The sequence below is a fragment of the Clostridium aquiflavi genome (assembly GCF_031344075.1).
GTDB lineage: Bacteria > Bacillota > Clostridia > Clostridiales > Clostridiaceae > Clostridium > Clostridium aquiflavi.
On sequence record NZ_JAVJAN010000002.1, the window covers coordinates 68,366 to 85,520 of the forward strand.

Annotated in this window: 20 protein-coding genes; all 20 read left to right on the forward strand. The window is 35.9% G+C overall.

What is annotated here, in order from left to right:
• Positions 1-93 precede the first annotated feature (93 nt).
• The 20 genes from RGC78_RS00945 to RGC78_RS01040 all read left to right on the forward strand — a co-directional run bounded on the left by RGC78_RS00945 (position 94) and on the right by RGC78_RS01040 (position 17,113).
• A complete protein-coding gene (locus tag RGC78_RS00945) occupies positions 94-555 on the forward strand; it encodes a hypothetical protein (RefSeq protein ID WP_294181003.1) in 462 nt (153 codons plus the stop codon).
• 59 nt (positions 556-614) lie between these two features.
• Positions 615-1,187, forward strand: coding sequence for a head-tail connector protein (locus tag RGC78_RS00950; protein WP_294181002.1), 573 nt, complete (start codon positions 615-617; stop codon positions 1,185-1,187).
• The gene (locus RGC78_RS00955; protein ID WP_294181001.1) at positions 1,184-1,510 is read left to right on the forward strand and encodes a phage head closure protein; all 327 of its coding nucleotides are present in this window, start codon (positions 1,184-1,186) and stop codon (positions 1,508-1,510) included. Before RGC78_RS00950 ends, RGC78_RS00955 begins: the two co-directional genes overlap by 4 nt.
• Complete coding sequence (locus RGC78_RS00960; protein ID WP_294180999.1) at positions 1,503-1,883, forward strand: HK97-gp10 family putative phage morphogenesis protein; 381 nt, start codon at positions 1,503-1,505, stop codon at positions 1,881-1,883. Before RGC78_RS00955 ends, RGC78_RS00960 begins: the two co-directional genes overlap by 8 nt.
• Positions 1,880-2,212, forward strand: a complete 333-nt coding sequence (locus tag RGC78_RS00965; RefSeq protein WP_217821407.1) for a hypothetical protein — start codon at positions 1,880-1,882, stop codon at positions 2,210-2,212. The genes RGC78_RS00960 and RGC78_RS00965 overlap by 4 nt, the downstream gene beginning before the upstream one ends.
• Before the next feature lie 3 nt (positions 2,213-2,215).
• Entirely contained in the window at positions 2,216-3,046 is an 831-nt protein-coding gene (locus RGC78_RS00970) for a major tail protein (protein ID WP_294180996.1), read from the forward strand.
• Positions 3,047-3,087: 41 nt separating this feature from the next.
• Positions 3,088-3,372: a phage tail assembly chaperone G gene (gene gpG, locus RGC78_RS00975; protein WP_017894908.1), complete on the forward strand. Its 285-nt coding sequence runs from the start codon at positions 3,088-3,090 to the stop codon at positions 3,370-3,372.
• Positions 3,373-3,573: 201 nt separating this feature from the next.
• The gene (locus RGC78_RS00980) at positions 3,574-6,024 is read left to right on the forward strand and encodes a phage tail tape measure protein (RefSeq protein ID WP_309555801.1); all 2,451 of its coding nucleotides are present in this window, start codon (positions 3,574-3,576) and stop codon (positions 6,022-6,024) included.
• Between the two features lies 1 nt (position 6,025).
• Positions 6,026-6,733, forward strand: coding sequence for a distal tail protein Dit (locus tag RGC78_RS00985; protein WP_309555802.1), 708 nt, complete (start codon positions 6,026-6,028; stop codon positions 6,731-6,733).
• Positions 6,733-8,589 carry a phage tail spike protein gene (locus tag RGC78_RS00990; RefSeq protein WP_309555803.1) on the forward strand — a complete coding sequence of 619 codons (1,857 nt, stop codon included), beginning with the start codon at positions 6,733-6,735 and terminating at the stop codon, positions 8,587-8,589. Before RGC78_RS00985 ends, RGC78_RS00990 begins: the two co-directional genes overlap by 1 nt.
• Complete coding sequence (locus RGC78_RS00995; protein ID WP_309555804.1) at positions 8,590-9,717, forward strand: hypothetical protein; 1,128 nt, start codon at positions 8,590-8,592, stop codon at positions 9,715-9,717.
• Between the two features lie 114 nt (positions 9,718-9,831).
• Positions 9,832-9,978, forward strand: a complete 147-nt coding sequence (locus tag RGC78_RS01000) for a hypothetical protein (protein ID WP_309555805.1) — start codon at positions 9,832-9,834, stop codon at positions 9,976-9,978.
• 193 nt (positions 9,979-10,171) lie between these two features.
• Positions 10,172-10,459 carry a hypothetical protein gene (locus tag RGC78_RS01005; RefSeq protein ID WP_309555806.1) on the forward strand — a complete coding sequence of 96 codons (288 nt, stop codon included), beginning with the start codon at positions 10,172-10,174 and terminating at the stop codon, positions 10,457-10,459.
• 196 nt (positions 10,460-10,655) lie between these two features.
• Positions 10,656-12,008, forward strand: coding sequence for a hypothetical protein (locus RGC78_RS01010; protein ID WP_309555807.1), 1,353 nt, complete (start codon positions 10,656-10,658; stop codon positions 12,006-12,008).
• A 20-nt stretch (positions 12,009-12,028) separates the two neighbouring features.
• A complete protein-coding gene (locus RGC78_RS01015) occupies positions 12,029-12,433 on the forward strand; it encodes a phage holin family protein (protein WP_309555808.1) in 405 nt (134 codons plus the stop codon).
• Complete coding sequence (locus tag RGC78_RS01020; RefSeq protein ID WP_309555809.1) at positions 12,433-13,113, forward strand: N-acetylmuramoyl-L-alanine amidase; 681 nt, start codon at positions 12,433-12,435, stop codon at positions 13,111-13,113. Before RGC78_RS01015 ends, RGC78_RS01020 begins: the two co-directional genes overlap by 1 nt.
• A gap of 166 nt (positions 13,114-13,279) precedes the next feature.
• Positions 13,280-13,507 (forward strand): SHOCT domain-containing protein, encoded by a 228-nt coding sequence (locus tag RGC78_RS01025; protein ID WP_309555810.1) that lies wholly within the window; start codon positions 13,280-13,282, stop codon positions 13,505-13,507.
• A 52-nt stretch (positions 13,508-13,559) separates the two neighbouring features.
• Positions 13,560-15,119 (forward strand): recombinase family protein, encoded by a 1,560-nt coding sequence (locus RGC78_RS01030; protein WP_309555812.1) that lies wholly within the window; start codon positions 13,560-13,562, stop codon positions 15,117-15,119.
• A 4-nt stretch (positions 15,120-15,123) separates the two neighbouring features.
• Positions 15,124-15,558: a serine integrase family protein gene (locus RGC78_RS01035; protein ID WP_309555813.1), complete on the forward strand. Its 435-nt coding sequence runs from the start codon at positions 15,124-15,126 to the stop codon at positions 15,556-15,558.
• Positions 15,545-17,113 (forward strand): recombinase family protein, encoded by a 1,569-nt coding sequence (locus RGC78_RS01040; protein ID WP_309555814.1) that lies wholly within the window; start codon positions 15,545-15,547, stop codon positions 17,111-17,113. The genes RGC78_RS01035 and RGC78_RS01040 overlap by 14 nt, the downstream gene beginning before the upstream one ends.
• Positions 17,114-17,155 lie beyond the last annotated feature (42 nt).

The window sequence follows — 17,155 nt, forward strand, 5'->3', positions numbered from 1 at the left end:
ATGCTTTAATAGCCAATGTTATTCTATTTATATCCATAAATTTCAAAAAGGCAGCCTTAGTGCTGTCTTTACTATTTAAGGAGGAAATTTATCATGGCATTAATTGAAAAATATAAATTAATACAAGCATTTGAACCTAAAACAACAAATGCTGCAATAACAAGTAATTATATAACTTTAAAGAATTCTATTACAGCAACAGTTGTTGTAAATTTAGCCCAGACAGCAGGGCATGAAACACAAATATCTTTGTACCAGGCACAGGATGTAGGAGGAACTGGCGCAAAACCTTTAGAAAATAATGTTCCAGTACTTGCAAATGAAGATGTTTCAGCAAGTGATACACTTGTAAGGCAAGCAGATGGAGTAAGCTATACTGTAGCAAATACTGCAAAAAATAAGCAGGTTATATTTCATGTTGATCCAGCTAAACTTGATATAAATAATGGGTTTACTTGTTTAAATGTGAGGATTGGAGCTAGTTCACAGGCTACAAATTTTGCAAGTGGCGAATTTATATTGGAGAACAAATATGCTGGGGATGAAAAAAATTAGATATTAGTTAAGTACATTTTGAGAGCTGCTTAGGCTCTTTTTGTTTTTGGGGTGATTTTATGGCATTAAAAATTATAACTCCACCTGCAGCTGAACCTATAACTTTGGAGGAAGCAAAACAGCATTTAAGAGTAACCGGAAGTGATGATGATATTATTTTACTCAGCATGATCAAGCAGGCTAGAGAATTTTGTGAGGACTTTCAAAATAGAAAGTATATTACTCAAACTTTAGAAATGGTGCGGGATTATTTCCCGGAGGATAATTGTATTTCATTTAAAAACTGTTCACCAGTTCAAAGTGTAGAAAGTGTAAAATACTATGATGCAGGTGGACAGGAGTATATATTTGATTCAAGTAATTATATTGTTGATACAGATAGTTTTGTTAATAGAATTGTACTTGGATACTGTAAATTATGGCCAACAATAGCATTACAAACTGCTAATGCTGTAAGAATTATATTTACAGCTGGTTTTGGAGATAAAGGAGCAGATATTCCAGAAACAGTTAAATGGGCAATGATCCTTCATATGAGGCTTCTCTATGATGATTATAAGCCTGATGAAAGAACTAAAATTGAAGAAGCAAGAAACTCATTATTGAGTATGAATAGAGTGATACCAGTATGAGAACTGAGGAATTGAAACATAAAATAATCTTTCAAAAACTTACAGCAACTACAAATGAAAATGGATTTGAAGTTGAAATATGGGAGGATTACTCAACTGTTTGGGCAGCAATATCAAATCTGATTGGAAGAGAATATTTTGCAGCTGCGGCTGTGCAGGCAGAGAAAACTGTTAAATTCACTATAAGATATTTACATGGCATAACAGATGATATGAGAATACTGTTTGAAGACAAGCAGTACAATATAACTTTCATAGATAATATTAAATATAAAAACAAATATATAGAAATAAAAGCTTTGGAGGTTGAGAATAGTGGGTAATATAGAACTTATGGGTGTTGATGAAATATTAAACAAACTTCAGAAGATAGGTTCAAATGTAGGAAGGCTTGAAAATAAAGCATTAAAAAATGCGGCAGAACCTGTACTTGAAGATGCAAAGACAAATGTTCCTGTGAGGACTGGAAAACTTAAAAAAGGTCTTAAGATAACCAATGTAAAAAAGAAAGAGGGAATAAAATACATTCTTGTAGGTGTAGATAAGGGAGACAATTCAGAAATATTTTATGGGAAATTTATTGAGTTTGGAACCGGTAAAAGAGCTGCACATCCTTTCCTCCAGCCTGCTTATGAAAAAAATAAAGATGATATAAAAAGAATTATAGCTGAAACTCTAAAGGAAGGATTAAAGTGATAAATAAATTAGTAGTAGAAGCTTTAAAACCACTCAATGTACCTGTTTCATTTCAAAAATATAAAGGGAAAGAAAATACCTATATAACTTTTTTTAATTATCTAGAACAGGGTGAGCAGTATGCTGATAATGAAGAAAAAGCTATAGGATATTATATTCAGATAGATGTATGGAGTAAAAATGATTATACAGAGCTTGTAGAAAAAGTAAAAAATGCTATGAAAGCCGCAGGGTTTATGAGAACTTCCGCGGCTGATTTATTTGAGGATGATACTAAAATATATCACAAGATAATAAGGTTCTTTATTCAGATGGAAGGAGGACAATAATTTATGTCAGAAATAGTAAACAGTGCTCCTATAGGAGTAGAAAATTTAGTCTATGCAGTTTTAACAGATGAAATTGCTTCAATTTATGGTACACCGGCTTTAATTTCACCAGCAATAAATGTAAAAATAAGTCCAAAGAGCAATTCGGATACGCTGTATGCTGATAATAAAGCTGTAGAAACAGCTACATCATTAGGTGAAATAGATGTTGAAATTGAAACACAGGATTTACCACTTGAAGTACAGGCGGCACTTCTTGGACATACGATTGATTCAACAACTAAAGTTATGTGTTCTGATGTTCAGGATTCAGCACCATATGTTGCTGTAGGCTTTAAAATTAAAAAAGCTAATGCCAAGTATAGATATGTATGGCTTCTTAAAGGCAAATTTAGTGAACCGGAAGAAGAACATTCATCACAGGAAGACAAAACAAAATTTCAGACACCTAAAATTAAAGGTACATTTGTTACAAGAACAGATGGTAAGTGGAAATATACAGCTGACGAAGATAGTGGATTTACAGGTGGGGCTGCATGGTTTGCTAGTGTGTATAAATCAATGATTATACCAGCAGCACCAACTAACCCAGTACAGGATGATACAGCTAATACTTTTGGATGGACTAATGTTAGCGGATATGATAATGCATCAGATTATGAGTACAGTACAGATGGAGGAGCAACATGGTCAGCAGTGACAGAAAATCCACAAAATGTTGGAAATAGTGCTTATGATTTAGGAAAAATACAGGTAAGGATAAAGGCAGATGCGGAAGCTGGCAGATCAGCGGGATTAGTATTAAGTTCAACTTCAGCATATACTGCAGGTTAATTTATCTGATAAGTAAGATTCATTGATAGGGGGTAAAGTCTATGGAGATAGCATTGAACAATAAAACTTATGTAATGCCTAAAGTTAAAACAAGAATGCTTAGAAAGGCTATTGAAATTAACGAAAATATAGATTTTAGCAATATGAAGACAAAAGATTTAGATGGACTTGTGGATTTTATAGTGGAGCTATATGGTAATAAATTTACCAGAGATGATTTTTATGACGGACTGGATGCAGATAAACTGATAGAAACTCTTAACAGCAGCATAAACGGAATAGTGGGAAACCTGGGAAATAAATTGAATGAATTCCCAAACAAGTAGGCGGAGAAGCAGATGAAAAGCTTTCTCCGCTTGATTTTATAAAGGAGATCTATTCTAAGCTTTTAGAGCAAGGATGGACACTAAATGATGTTGATGAAATGGATATATTTTTTTACTTTGATATCTTAATTTACAGGGCAAATAAGAAATATAAGCAGAACTTAGATGCAGTTTTAAATATATTGTAAAGAAGGTGAGAGCGTGGCTGAAGAACTGGGAAGTCTGGCTGTGAAGATAGGACTGGATTCAAGCGGGTTTCAAAATGGCATAAGCAGTATAAACAGAAATCTAAGAGTGCTTGACAGTGAATTTAAGGCAAACACTGCGGCACTTGGAGAAAATGGAAAAGGTCTTGAGGGACTTAAGCTGAAATCAGAAAATCTATCCAAGCAATTGGAGCTTCAAAAGCAAAAAGTAAGCACTCTTGAAAATGTCTATACCAAAAGTGCTGAAACTAAAGGTAAAGACAGCAAAGCCACCCAAGACCTTGAGATAAAATTAAATAAGGCAAGACAAACCCTGTCACAGATGGAAAATGAACTTTCAAAGACCAATAAACAAATAGAGACCCAGAGCAGCAGGTGGACTTCTTTAAGTAAAAGTTTTGAAAATATAGGGAGTAAAATGAAATCCATAGGTGACGGACTGGCAGGTGCAGGATCTAAACTTTCCCTTGCAGTAACTACGCCGCTTGTTGCAGCAGGAGCCGCAAGTATAAGGCTTGCTTCAGATACAAGTGAAAGTATGAATAAAGTTGAAGTTGCATTTGGAAGCACCAGTCAAAGTGTAAAAAATTGGTCAGATACTACTTTAAAAGGCTACGGCATAGCAAAGGGGACAGCACTTGATATGTCAGCTCTCTACGGAGATATGGCAACAAGTATGGGATTAAGTCAGCAAGAAGCTGCAAAGATGTCTATGTCCCTTGTAGGACTTGCCGGAGATCTCTCAAGTTTTAAAAACATAGATATAAAGCAGGCGGAGGAAGCTTTAAACGGCATATTCACAGGAGAGACTGAGAGTCTGAAAATGCTCGGGGTAGTTATGACAGACACGAATCTCCAGCAGTATGCCTATTCTAAGGGAATACAGAAGAGAACCCAGGATATGACCGAAGCGGAAAAGGTACAGCTCAGGTATAACTATGTCTTGGACAAAACAAAAAACGCTCACGGCGATTTTGAACGCACAGGTGCAGGCACTGCCAACCAGATGAGAGTATTTCAGGAGAGTTTAAAAGAACTGGGTGCTGCAATGGGACAGAATATACTCCCTATAATAACTCCTATAATTGCCAGGTTAAATGAATGGATACAGGCATTTGGAAAACTGGATCAGGGTTCTCAGAGAATAATAATAATCACAGGGGCATTAATTGCTGCATCTGGTCCGATTCTTGTTGCAGTTGGAAGTGTGGTAAGAGCTGTGGGAGATATATCCACAGCAATAGGAAAGGTTTCAACTGCAGCAGGAAAATTAGGTGGTATGTCTAAGATCTTAGGAATGGTGTTTAATCCCTGGGTTATTGGCATAGGCCTTGCCATATTTGCAGGATACGAAATTTACAAGCACTGGGATGTTATTTCGCAGGGAGCTGCTCAGCTTTGGAATAATCTTACCGCTGTTTTTGAAAATATCAAAATGTCTGTATCCGGTGCCTGGGAAAATGTAAAAACTGCTACATTTACTGCCTGGGAAACTTTAAAAAGTACAGTAAGCAGCGGCCTTAACAGTATAAAAAGCTTTTTAGAACCCGCCTTAAATTTTTACAGGACAATATTTCAGAATACCTGGGATATTATAAAAGATATTGTTTTAGGTGCTGTACTTATAATCTTTGATATAGTTACAGGAAATTTTACAAAGCTACAATCAGATATAGAGAATATATGGAATAATATAAAAACAGCTCTGACAAATATATGGGAAACTATAAAAAATACAGCTGTAAATGCCTGGACTAAATTAAAGGAAACTGTAATAAATCTTTGTAGTAACATAAAAGAAACAGTACTTAACATATGGAATTCTATTTTAACTTGGTTTTCAGAACTTCCGGGCAAGCTTTATAATTATGGATCAAGTATGTTCACAAGAATGAAGGATGGAGTAAATAGTACTATAGGAAGTGTAAGAAGTTCCATAGAAAGTGGTATTAATAATGCATTAAATTATCTGGCAAGTTTGCCGGGCAGGGCATGGAGCTATGGAGCAGACTTTGTAAATGGAATTGTTAACGGCATAAGATCTGCCATAGGCAGAGTAGAAGATGCGGTAAGTGCTCTGGCTGCTAAAATAAGAAGCTATCTTCACTTTTCAGTTCCGGACGAAGGTCCTCTTACTGACTATGAAAAATGGATGCCAGATTTTATGAAAGGACTGGCGGAAGGAATAAACGAAAGCAGATATCTTGTCTCTGATGCTGTAAGCAGATTGTCACTTGACATGAAGGTAAGTCCCGGGGTGTCAGAAATACTAGTATCCCGTAATTACAGCAATAGCTCGGAAGAAAACAGGAATATGGGTAGCAGAAACGGACTTACCCTGTATATAGAGAACTTTAATAATTACACTGAAAAAGATATAGAGCAGCTTGCATATGAATTAGAATTTTACAGGCAGAAAATTTCTATGGGGAAGGGAGGAATTTAGTATGCTTAGTTTTAACTTTGCTGGCAAGAATAGCTATGATGATTATGGGATCTTAATATCTCAAAGACCAAATATTCCTTCTCCTAAACGCAGAGTAAATATGATAAATATTCCCGGAAGAAATTCTAATTTAAGGTTTGATGAAAAAACCTATGATGATATAACACTAACGGTTGAGTGTTCAGTAAAGGATACGCAGAATCTTGCAGATAAAATTGATGATATAGCAGTTTGGCTTTTTGAAGCAGGTGAAAGTGATTTGGTATTTAGTTTTCAGCCAGATAAAAAATATATTGCTCAAGTGGTAAATTCTATTGATTTTAAACAGGTTTATAAATATTTTAGCGAGTTTCCTATAATATTTAACTGCAGACCATTTAAGTATGCAGTAGAGAATAATATAGTAAATATAATTGAAACTGGAACCACTATAAATAATCCGGGAACTATTGAAAGTGAACCTGTAATAAGTATTTATGGCTTTGGTGATATAGTTTTAAAAATAAATGGACAGCAGATAAGTCTTAAAGGCGTATCTGAAAAAATCATAGTGGATTCAGTTATACAGGACTGCTATGATAATGCTGGAAATAACTTGAACGGAAAGATGAGAGGGGAGTTTCCAAAACTGAAACCCTGGGAAAATATAATGGAATGGAGCGGGGATGTTGTTAAAGCTGAACTTCTGCCAAACTGGCGGTGGCTGTGATGATATGCATCTACGATAAGAAAACTACTAAAGGAAACTTTGACAATAATGGTCTTGGAATTTTAAGTGAAGCCATAAGCTGTTATATTACTGAAGAACTAAATGGAGATTATTCCTTAGAGCTAGAGTATCCTTCTAATTCTAAAAAATCAAAGTATATAGTGGAGTGGAATATTATCAAGGCAGAGGATCAGCTTTTTAGAATATATAAGATAGAGAAAAGCGATGATAGCAAAAATGTAATTAAAATATGGGCAAAGCATATCTTCTATGATCTCTCCTATTATTTTATAGAAAGTATGAAAGCTGAAAACTGCAGTGTAAAAACAGCTTTGGAAAAATCTTTAGTAGGAGATTTGATAACCATATATTCTGCAGACAGCGATATTATAACTTCAAACTCCATTAGTGTTATAGAGAAAAATCCGGTAGAAGCCATATTTTCAATAATTGATATATGGGGCTGCGGGGAACTTAAAAGAGACAACTTTGATATCAAGATATTAAAAGCCATGGGCAGAGATACAGGGGTTCTCATTGCCAGGGGTAAGAATATAACAGGACTGAAGTTCAATACAGATACGACAAGTGTTGTGACAAAACTCTACCCCGTAGGTAAAAATGGTGTAAAACTTACTGAAAAATATATAAGCGTGCCCAACTGGAACAGTGACGATTATCCGCCTTTTCCCATAATAAAAAAGGTGGAATTCAAGGATGCAGAAGATGAGGTCACATTAAGATCATTGGTACAGGAGGTGGCAGAGGTAATAGGTTTAAGCAGGGTTAACATTGATGTTGATTTTGTTGAACTCAGCAGGACAAAGGAGTATGAAAATTATAAACATCTCCAGACAGTAAGCATAGGAGATCTGGTTATAGTAAGGCACAAAGATTTTGGCATTGATGTGAAAGTACCTGTAATTAAAATAAAGAAGGATGTCTTAACAGGTGTAAATGATGAAGTTGAACTTGGACAGCCAAAGGACAGCATATTTAACAAGCTTGATACGGCAAATATTAAAACAACCCTGGATGAACTGGGTAATAAGGTAGCTGAGTCTTTCAGCTCAATGCTTTATTATGCCAATCCTGTGCCGCTGACTGTAGGCACATCACCTGTTGAGCCGGTTTATCTCGGGATAACGGCAGTGGCGGATACAAACCTTTCAATGAATTTTAGCATGTACTGCACAGCAGAAAGTTCATGTACAATAACAATTCAGATTCAGCTGGACAATGTGGATATTGTATTTACACCTAAGCAGAAATTGCAGCAGGGTGATAATGTTGTAGGTATGCCTCTTGGAATACCTCAGGTTCAGCAGGGAGCGCATTATATAGCTGTGTTTTTAAAGGTGGATACAGGTACGATAAATATACCGATGTTCAATCTTCAGTGTATGATTGACGGAAGAAATCTACAAGGTGGATTAAGTGCCCAGCACCCGCATGCAGAATGTCTTGAGAGTCAGAAACTTGTGAATATAAACAGCTTGTATTTAAGCAAGGTGAAAAGTAACTATATAGAAACGGAATTTCAGAATCCTCTTACTCAGATAATCGGAATTCATGAAACAGCAGATATATCAGCAATTATAAGCGGTAGAGAAATGAACACAAACTATGCTGTTTCAATTAAAAAATACGGGGATATCCTGTATTTTATTCCACAGTACAATTACAGATATTCAATAGATGAAAATGTATTAATACTGGACAGTGATGGACTCTGCTTCAGGACAATTTACGAGGGAACGGCAGCAAGTGAGTCTGTAGATTCAGGTAAAATGTACAGCTTTGAACTTCTGGACAGCGGTAATTTTGCAGGCATTGAAAAACTGGAGGTGGAATAATTGGGCATATACACTGTAGCTGTGATTTCTCCAAAGGGAAACAGCGGCATGACTTTGTTGAGTTCTCATAATGATGACAGCACAGTTAGTTTCCCGGACATTGGTTTCGATTTTTTCTATAATGGAACAAACTGCAAAACTGCAATCAGCGTAAGCGGAAATTCCTGGGTTGGTTTCACCGGTGCAGCTGAACAGCTTAAAATAAACAGGAGAGATGCCGGGGCGGATAATATTTACTATGCCAAAGAAATAGTGAACGGCAGACCAACATTCAGAATCAGATGGGAAGGACATCAGAGCTACAGCAGCTGGGGCACTCTTGATTTGGTATGGGAACTTATACTGTTTAATGACAGCGCCATGGTGCTTGTCATTGACAAAATACCTAATACAGGTACTAACTCCTTTGCAAATCCTGTGCTTGGGACTACTGCTTTAACTCTTGAAAACAGTAAATCCTATGCTTTTATCCCCGGGCAGGAACAGGGAAAAGCATATACTGTCAAAGAAGGTTCCTATATTCAGACCGACATAAAATATCTTATAGTTGACGGAAGTGATATCAAACACTGGGATACTGTAAGCGAAAGCTATGTCAAAGTTTCAGAACTTCCCATGACAGCAGAAAAATTTCAGACCTATGGTGATGATATTTTCCGCAAAGAAAGAACAGGACTTGTATCCTCATCTCCGGTCTTAAAAATATGGTCGCCTTCAGAAGAACTGCCTGTACCAAAAATAACCCAGATAATTGTTCCTAAACCTGTAATAGTAAGAATGCTGGAGGATGTTTTATTTAGTGAAGCCTATATACAGGATATCACAAATGTTGTATTGACCATGGACAGCACAGGTAATGGAATTATAATTTTTATAGTGAGTACAGACAGCGGAGTTTCATGGAAAGCATGGGACGGAAGTTCGTGGATAATGGTGGATATAACAAATATGCAGGATGTAAAAAGTAAAGGAATGTCTGCTGCAGATCTTCAGGGAATTACTGAAGCACAGTGGACCTCCTTGGGGCTTTCAGATAAAAAGATAAGATTTGCCTGGTATATGGAGATTAGCTCAAGTACAGATGTTTTAAAGTTGAAGGAGATAAGGGTTAATTATAATACTGTGTAGAAGAGGAAGTAGTCTAAAAATTTTTGGAGTGATTTAAATTTCCTCAAACTTCATGATATACTAGAATTAGTTACTGTAAAATAGTAATTTATCGAGATGTTAGGAGATAATATTATGGCTAATTCAATACAAGCAATAAGAAATGTATATGATATTGCAAAGGGAGCTATGGATAATGAGAAACCTATGAGTGATGAAGAGATAAAAGCTCTTTTAGAAAGAACGGTTTCAGATAAATCGCTAATTTTTATAATTGAATAAAACTAGCATTGGGTAATAATGTCTATTTAAACTTGTATAGATACTATATTCTTATTATGTGCAATATGAGAGTCATCAGTATGATATCACTAATTAATTTTTATAAGTTTCTTTTTGCATTTAATAAGTATAACTTGAAAGCATATCGATTAAGAGTTAACATACCACAAACATAAGATTTGGAGGTATGGATATGCTGGAAGAATTTCAAGAGTTTATTGATTTTTTTATTGATAAAAGACTTAATGATATTTCACTTGGTTTAGGAAAGAAAGATGACCATTACAAAAAATTAGAAATTACATTATCGGAAGTACAAGATAAGTTAATAAGTAAGACTGATGAAGAATTACAGGCATTATTTGTAGAATACGGGGATATTATAAATGCCCAGATGGCTATTATATACAGGGAGATTTATATATGTGCTTATAAGGATGCCTTAAAGACGATTGGAATCTTTGAGACTATGAAAAAATAAGCAGAGTAGAGTGTTGTTCAGATTTTAGGGAGACTAATATGGATACAATAAAATCAATAAAAAAACACATAAGAAAATGATTAATAAAAATTGTTATTAAAGATTAATACAAACATTTCTTATTAAATGACTAAAGGCCCATATCAAAATGGTATAGGCTTTTTTTATATTCAAAATTTTAGAGAGGAGGAATCCTATGGCTTACAAGCAAAGTTTAGCTTACAGCAAAGATCTAATAAAGGGAACTAAAATAGAAGTATTGAAGAAAAAACTGATAATGCCTTTCACAGGTACAGCTACGGTCAAGTTATATGATTCACTTACAGGAAAACAGATTTATGAAGCTGAAAGTGAAAACAGGATATCCGCTGTATTTGGCAATATGGCTTATCTTGATGGCTTTTATTATCCTATGCTGGATAATGATCAGGATGATCTGCTTACCCGGATATATACAACTTATCCATTCAGGATAATGGTTCTTACTACGGGAGATATTGCAGAAGATCCCTATGATTATTTTACCTGGGGAAGTATTGTAGGTTATGCTGACAGCCTATATAAGTACAGCAGCAGTGACAGCTTAAAGGGCAATGTGAATAGTGTCGAAACGACGAAAAGTGGAAACACAAAACATTATGTCATGGATTTTCCGACAAATGCGGCTAATGGAACTTTTAAAAGCATATACTGGACAGGCGGTGCAGGAGTTGGGAGCAGCGCTCAAGTTCCCAGGATAAATCCGATGTATGCCAGGAAAACTTTAGAAGAAGGCAGCAGTGGGAATTATCTGCCTGATTATAACTTATGCACAGATGAAACAAATCTTTATGCCCTGGAAATTAATTCAGAAACACTGTGTGTATATGACAAGATTACAGGTGACAGGAAAAATGATGCATCACTTCCTGAAGCCGCCAAGGCTGCAGCTTATGACGGCACGAATTTCTGGATACTTATAAGTGACGGTTCTTTTAAGAAATTGGACAAAAATTTTGCAGTAATAGAGTCCTATCCTAAAAGTGATGCTGTGCCTGGTGATCTTGTACATGGTGTGCATTATTATGATATAGCAGTAAATGCTGCCAATGTCTATATAACTTACAACGGATGTACAGATTCCTCCGGCGCAATGTCCAAATACAAGAGCTGTATAGCTAAATATAATAAAGACGGCACTTTTTCTGATAAAGCTCAAATATATTCTGGAAATTACAATGAGATTACTCTGACTAAAATACCCAACAATAAATTGTGGGTGATAATAGATTATGGTGCCTGCCTGCAGCTTAACAGCGATATGAGTATTTACGGCACTTCAGATTTTACATCTACTGATTACGACAGTATTGTGTGGGACGAAGATACCTCAATTTTGTTTACATTCAGCGGTGATAGTTATGGAGAGTTAAAACAGCAGTATATTGTCCCGGCTTCAGCACATACTCTGCTTCCGGAGGCAGTAACCAAAACCCCTACAAATACCATGAAAATACAGTATGATTTTACCTGTGACTACGTGTATCCGCTGGAGATGCCGCAGCATTAATAATATATGGAGGAGATAAAGTGAAAAATTTGTTTAATAGTTTTCAATTAGTATTTACGGCTGTCGGAGCATATGCCGGGTGGTTTCTGGGAGGCTTCGATGGCTTTTTGTATGCACTGGTTGCTTTTGTGGCAGTTGATTACATCACAGGACTTATGGCAGCAGTTCTTGAGAAAAAGCTTTCAAGTGAAATTGGCTTCAGGGGAATATTTAAAAAGATACTTATATTTGTACTCGTGGGAATAGGAAATATAATAGATGTGCATCTGGTTAAAAACGGCAGTGCAGTACGCACCGCTGTTATTTTTTTCTACATTTCCAATGAAGGTATCAGTATAATGGAAAATTCAGCTAAGGTTGGACTTCCTGTACCTGAAAAACTGAAGAATATTTTAGAGCAGATAAATGAGAGAGGAGATAAATAATGGCGGTATTATGTTTTGATTACGGACACGGTGGGTCAGACAGCGGTGCCTGCTATAAAGGCAGGAAAGAAAGTGATGATGTGTTGAGTATAGGAAAAGCTGTGGCGGCGGAAGTCAGAAAATATGGAGTGAGTGTAGATGAAACAAGGACTTCAGATGTTACAGTAAGTCTTGGAGAGAGGAGCGGCTTCGAAAACAGAGGCAATTATGATTATTTCATATCCTTTCACAGAAATGCATACCAGCCTGAAAAAGCGAGAGGAGTGGAAACTTATACCTATCTAAACGCAGGAACAAAGGCTAAGTCACTGGCACAAAGCATACAGACCTCCCTTGCGGCTTTAGGTTTTATAGACAGGGGAGTGAAAACTGCGAACTTCCACGTTCTCAGAGAGACCAAGGCACCGGCAGTTTTAATTGAGGTGGGCTTTATTGACAACAGTGCGGACAATAATCTGTTTGATGCAAAGAAAAATGAAATAATAAAGGCGATAGCCAAAGCTGTATTATCCCAGATGGGGATCAGTCATACAGAAAAAATACCGACAAAGCAGATATCCACCCAAAAAACTGTTTACAGAATTATGTCAGGCTCTTTCTCATCAAGAGAAAATGCTGAAGTTCAACTGAAAAAGTTAAAGGCAGCAGGCTTTGATGCCTGCATAATGATATATAATTAAGCAGAAATTTTATAAATAACGAATAAGGAATTGCCTGTAGGAGTTTAATCACTCTTGCAGGATTTTTTTATTTGTACTGAAATTTTTTATACTTTTAAGGGTTCGATTATCCTCGGTTTTTTGCATATAGGTGCAAGTCATATTTGCAGAAATGGAGGTTTGATTTATGAAGGTAACAAAAATTTTAGAGGAACATATAAAAAATTCAACTCCTGCAAGCGAAATTACAACAGAACAATTGCAAAGAGAATTTGATTATTTTAGGGCAGAAAGATTATTGAAAACTTTGCTTGAAAAAGGGTTTATTACTCCTTTGGAATTTAATAAAATAACAGAACTAAATCGTAAAACTTTTTCACCGTTTCTAGCGGAGATTATGCCCCTAAATCGTTGATATATATAGGCTTGAGAGGTAACATGTGACGTAACGAAAGCGAGGTGAGACGATGAAAAAGATAACGAAGATAGTTAAGGATTCTAAAGATACAGTTATGAAAGAGAAACTTCGTGCAGCTGCTTACTGCAGAGTATCAACTGATAGCGAGGAACAACTTGTAAGCCTTGAAACTCAGAAGTTACATTATGAGGCTTATATAAAAGCAAATCCTAACTGGGAGTTCGCAGGGATATATTATGACGAAGGCATCTCTGGTACAAAAAAGGAAAAACGCTCAGAACTTTTAAGGCTGATATCAGATTGTGAACAAAAGAAGATAGATTTTATTGTTACAAAATCTATCAGCAGGTTTGCAAGAAACACTACCGATTGCTTGGAATTGGTGCGTAAATTAGTTGACCTTGGAGTTTACATTTATTTTGAAAAAGAGAATATAAATACACAGTCAATGGAAAGTGAGCTAATGCTATCCATTCTAAGTGGTTTAGCAGAAAATGAGTCATTATCCATTGCAGAAAATAACAGATGGTCAGTGCAAAGGCGATTCCAAAATGGAACCTTTAAGATTTCGTATCCTCCATATGGTTATGACTATGCAGATGGTGAAATGCTTGTAAATTTGGAGCAAGCAGAAGTTGTGAGGTTTATTTTTAAAGAAGCATTGGCAGGAAAGGGTGCCGGAAAGATTGCAGATGCATTGAATAAAAAAGGCATTAAACCTAAAAGGGGTAACAACTGGATCTCCACAACTATCAGAGGAATGTTGTCAAATGAAAAGTATGTTGGAGATGCCATTTTGCAAAAGACCTACACAGATGATAATTTTAATAGGCATACCAATTATGGAGAGAAAGACCAGTATTATATTCAAAATCATCATGAAGCTATCATTAGCCGAGAGGATTTTGAAACGGTGGACAAATTAATTAATCAGCGTGGTAAAGAAAAGGGCATTGTAAAAGGAAGCGGCAAATATCAAAACCGATATCCTTTTTCAGGAAAGTTAAAATGTTCCCAGTGCGGCGGTACCTTTAAGCGAAGAATTCATACAAATGGAAATAAAAAGTATATAGCTTGGTGCTGCCAAAAACATATTACTCAGGCGGATGAATGTTCAATGAAATTTGTCCGAGAAGGTAATCTACAAAGAGCTTTTATAACAATGATGAACAAACTAATATTTGGGCGTAAAGTTATTTTAAAGCCACTTCTTAAAGCTTTAAGAGATATGAGGAAAGCAGACAGCATTTCAAGAATTTCAGAGCTTGAAAAATTGATAGAGAAAAATACAGAGCAGAAAGAAATGCTGATAAAGCTTATGGCAAAGGGATATCTTGAGCCAGCTCTTTTTAATAAGGAAAATAATGAACTTGAAATAGAGGCAGAAAGCTATCGAGATGAAATAGAAAGCCTAAATTTTGCTATGAACAGCGAAATATCAAAAACTCATGAGGTTAGAGAATTATTGAGATTTACAAATAAAGCTCAAATGCTTATAACCTTTGATGGGAAGATATTTGAAAGCTTTGTAAATCAAGTATTTGTTTACTCAAGAGAAGAGGTTGGGTTTCAAATGAAATGCGGGATTACACTAAGAGAGGGGCTGTGAGGAAATGTCACACATACCATATGGTTATAGAATTCAAAATGGGAAGGCTCTAATTGATGAGGAAAAAGCAAATAAAGTAAAGAAATTGTATCAAGGCTATTTAAGAGGTCTATCTTTATTAGCATCAGCTAAAGAGGCAGGTATAGACACATATCATGGAACAGCAGGAAAAATGCTAATGAATAAGCGTTATCTAGGTGATGATTATTATCCAGCTATTATTGATGGGTATACCTTTGAAAAGGCTGAAGCAGAGCGAATAAAGAGAGCTATAGCTCTTGGCAGGGTTTGGAATGAAAAAGAAACAGTAGAGGAGTCATATTTTCCAACAACTTTTAAGGTTGGAGCAGTAGAGCAAAAATACAAAAATCCATTAAAGCAGGCAGAGTATGCTTACAGTTTAATAGAAAGTGAGGGTGCTGTGAATGGCAGTCAGTAGAAATGTCATGGTCATTCCTGCAAGAAAACGTGTTGGAAATAACATAGCAGATGAAAAGCCAAAACTTCGTGTTGCTGCTTACTGCAGAGTTTCTACCGATAGTGATGAGCAGGCAGGCAGCTATGAAGTGCAGATTGAGCATTATACAGAATTTATAAAAAAGAACCCAGAGTGGGCATTTGCAGGTATCTTTGCAGATGATGGCATAAGCGGTACTAATACTAAAAAGCGTGATGAGTTTAATAAAATGATTGAGGAATGCATGGCTGGAAATATTGATATGGTTATAACCAAGTCAATTAGCCGCTTTGCTAGGAATACTTTGGATTGTTTACAATACATCCGTAAATTAAAAGAGAAGAACATTGCAGTATATTTTGAAAAAGAAAATATTAATAGCTTGGATTCCAAGGGAGAAATTATGCTTACCATTATGGCATCCCTTGCTCAGCAGGAAAGCCAATCCTTAAGTCAGAATGTAAAGCTTGGTATTCAATATCGATACCAACAAGGCATCATTCAAATAAATACTAATAGGTTTTTAGGATATACAAAAGATGAAAATAAGCACCTTATTATTGTTCCAGAAGAGGCAGAGATAATAAAACGTATTTATCGAGAATATCTTGAAGGCTCCAGCATGGACAAAATTAAAAAAGGACTTGAAAGAGATGGGATACTTACAAGTGCAGGTAAAAAGAGGTGGCATACCAGTACAATTCGGAAGATACTCAGCAACGAGAAATATATGGGAGATGCACTTCTGCAGAAAACTTATACCGTTGATTTTCTTACTAAAAAGAGAGTTAAAAATAACGGTGTTGTCCCACAATATTATGTAGAAAACAGCCACGAAGCTATAATTCCAAAAGAGATTTTTATGCAGGTTCAGGAAGAACTAATTAGAAGAAGTACAGGTCATATCAGCAGCAGTGGGAAGAAAAGAAACTTTAGCTGCAGCCAGCCATTTTCACAGATTGTTTTCTGCGGGGAATGTGGAGAGATATATCGCAGAGTTCATTGGAATAACAGAGGAAAGAAATCTATTGTTTGGAGGTGCGTCAGCAGACTTGAGAACACAGGTCTAGCTTGCCATTCAAGGACAGTGCTTGAGGATTTATTAAAGGATGCCGTTGTAAAAGCAATTAATGATTTGCTGGGGCAAAAGAATGATTTTTTAGAAGTTCTTAGCAATAATATAGAAACAGTAATTAACGAACAGGATACAAGTGCAGTAACTGAAATAGAGAAAAAGCTGGAAGAATTACAAAAGCAACTATTAATACGGGCCAATTCTAAAGAGGATTATAATGATATTGCTGATGAAATTTATCGGTTGCGAGAAGAAAAGCATAATGCTTTAGCAGAAGATGCAGAAAAGAAAGCAGTGGGTCAAAGACTTATGGATATGACAGTTTTTCTAAAGGAACAGCCAACGCTTATTGATGATTGTGATGAGCAGTTGATAAAGCGGTTGATTAAGAAAATCTCAGTGTTTCAAGAGAAATTTTTAGTTGAGTTCAAATCTGGAGTTAAAGTAGATGTTGTAATGTAACGTATAATCATTTGTACCTTGTGGGTAAGAAAAAAGCCTTCA

Bases quoted from the DNA above. Each gene is read 5' to 3' on its own strand.
- RGC78_RS01025 (WP_309555810.1), top strand. From the start codon at position 13,280: ATGAAGGTAACAAAAATTTTAGAGGAACATATAAAAAATTCAACTCCT.
- RGC78_RS00945 (WP_294181003.1), top strand. From the start codon at position 94: ATGGCATTAATTGAAAAATATAAATTAATACAAGCATTTGAACCTAAA.
- RGC78_RS01035 (WP_309555813.1), top strand. From the start codon at position 15,124: ATGTCACACATACCATATGGTTATAGAATTCAAAATGGGAAGGCTCTA.
- RGC78_RS01030 (WP_309555812.1), top strand. From the start codon at position 13,560: ATGAAAAAGATAACGAAGATAGTTAAGGATTCTAAAGATACAGTTATG.
- RGC78_RS00955 (WP_294181001.1), top strand. From the start codon at position 1,184: ATGAGAACTGAGGAATTGAAACATAAAATAATCTTTCAAAAACTTACA.
- RGC78_RS00970 (WP_294180996.1), top strand. From the start codon at position 2,216: ATGTCAGAAATAGTAAACAGTGCTCCTATAGGAGTAGAAAATTTAGTC.
- RGC78_RS01020 (WP_309555809.1), top strand. From the start codon at position 12,433: ATGGCGGTATTATGTTTTGATTACGGACACGGTGGGTCAGACAGCGGT.
- gpG (WP_017894908.1), top strand. From the start codon at position 3,088: ATGGAGATAGCATTGAACAATAAAACTTATGTAATGCCTAAAGTTAAA.
- RGC78_RS01005 (WP_309555806.1), top strand. From the start codon at position 10,172: ATGCTGGAAGAATTTCAAGAGTTTATTGATTTTTTTATTGATAAAAGA.
- RGC78_RS00990 (WP_309555803.1), top strand. From the start codon at position 6,733: ATGATATGCATCTACGATAAGAAAACTACTAAAGGAAACTTTGACAAT.
- RGC78_RS01000 (WP_309555805.1), top strand. From the start codon at position 9,832: ATGGCTAATTCAATACAAGCAATAAGAAATGTATATGATATTGCAAAG.
- RGC78_RS00950 (WP_294181002.1), top strand. From the start codon at position 615: ATGGCATTAAAAATTATAACTCCACCTGCAGCTGAACCTATAACTTTG.
- RGC78_RS01040 (WP_309555814.1), top strand. From the start codon at position 15,545: ATGGCAGTCAGTAGAAATGTCATGGTCATTCCTGCAAGAAAACGTGTT.
- RGC78_RS00985 (WP_309555802.1), top strand. From the start codon at position 6,026: ATGCTTAGTTTTAACTTTGCTGGCAAGAATAGCTATGATGATTATGGG.
- RGC78_RS01010 (WP_309555807.1), top strand. From the start codon at position 10,656: ATGGCTTACAAGCAAAGTTTAGCTTACAGCAAAGATCTAATAAAGGGA.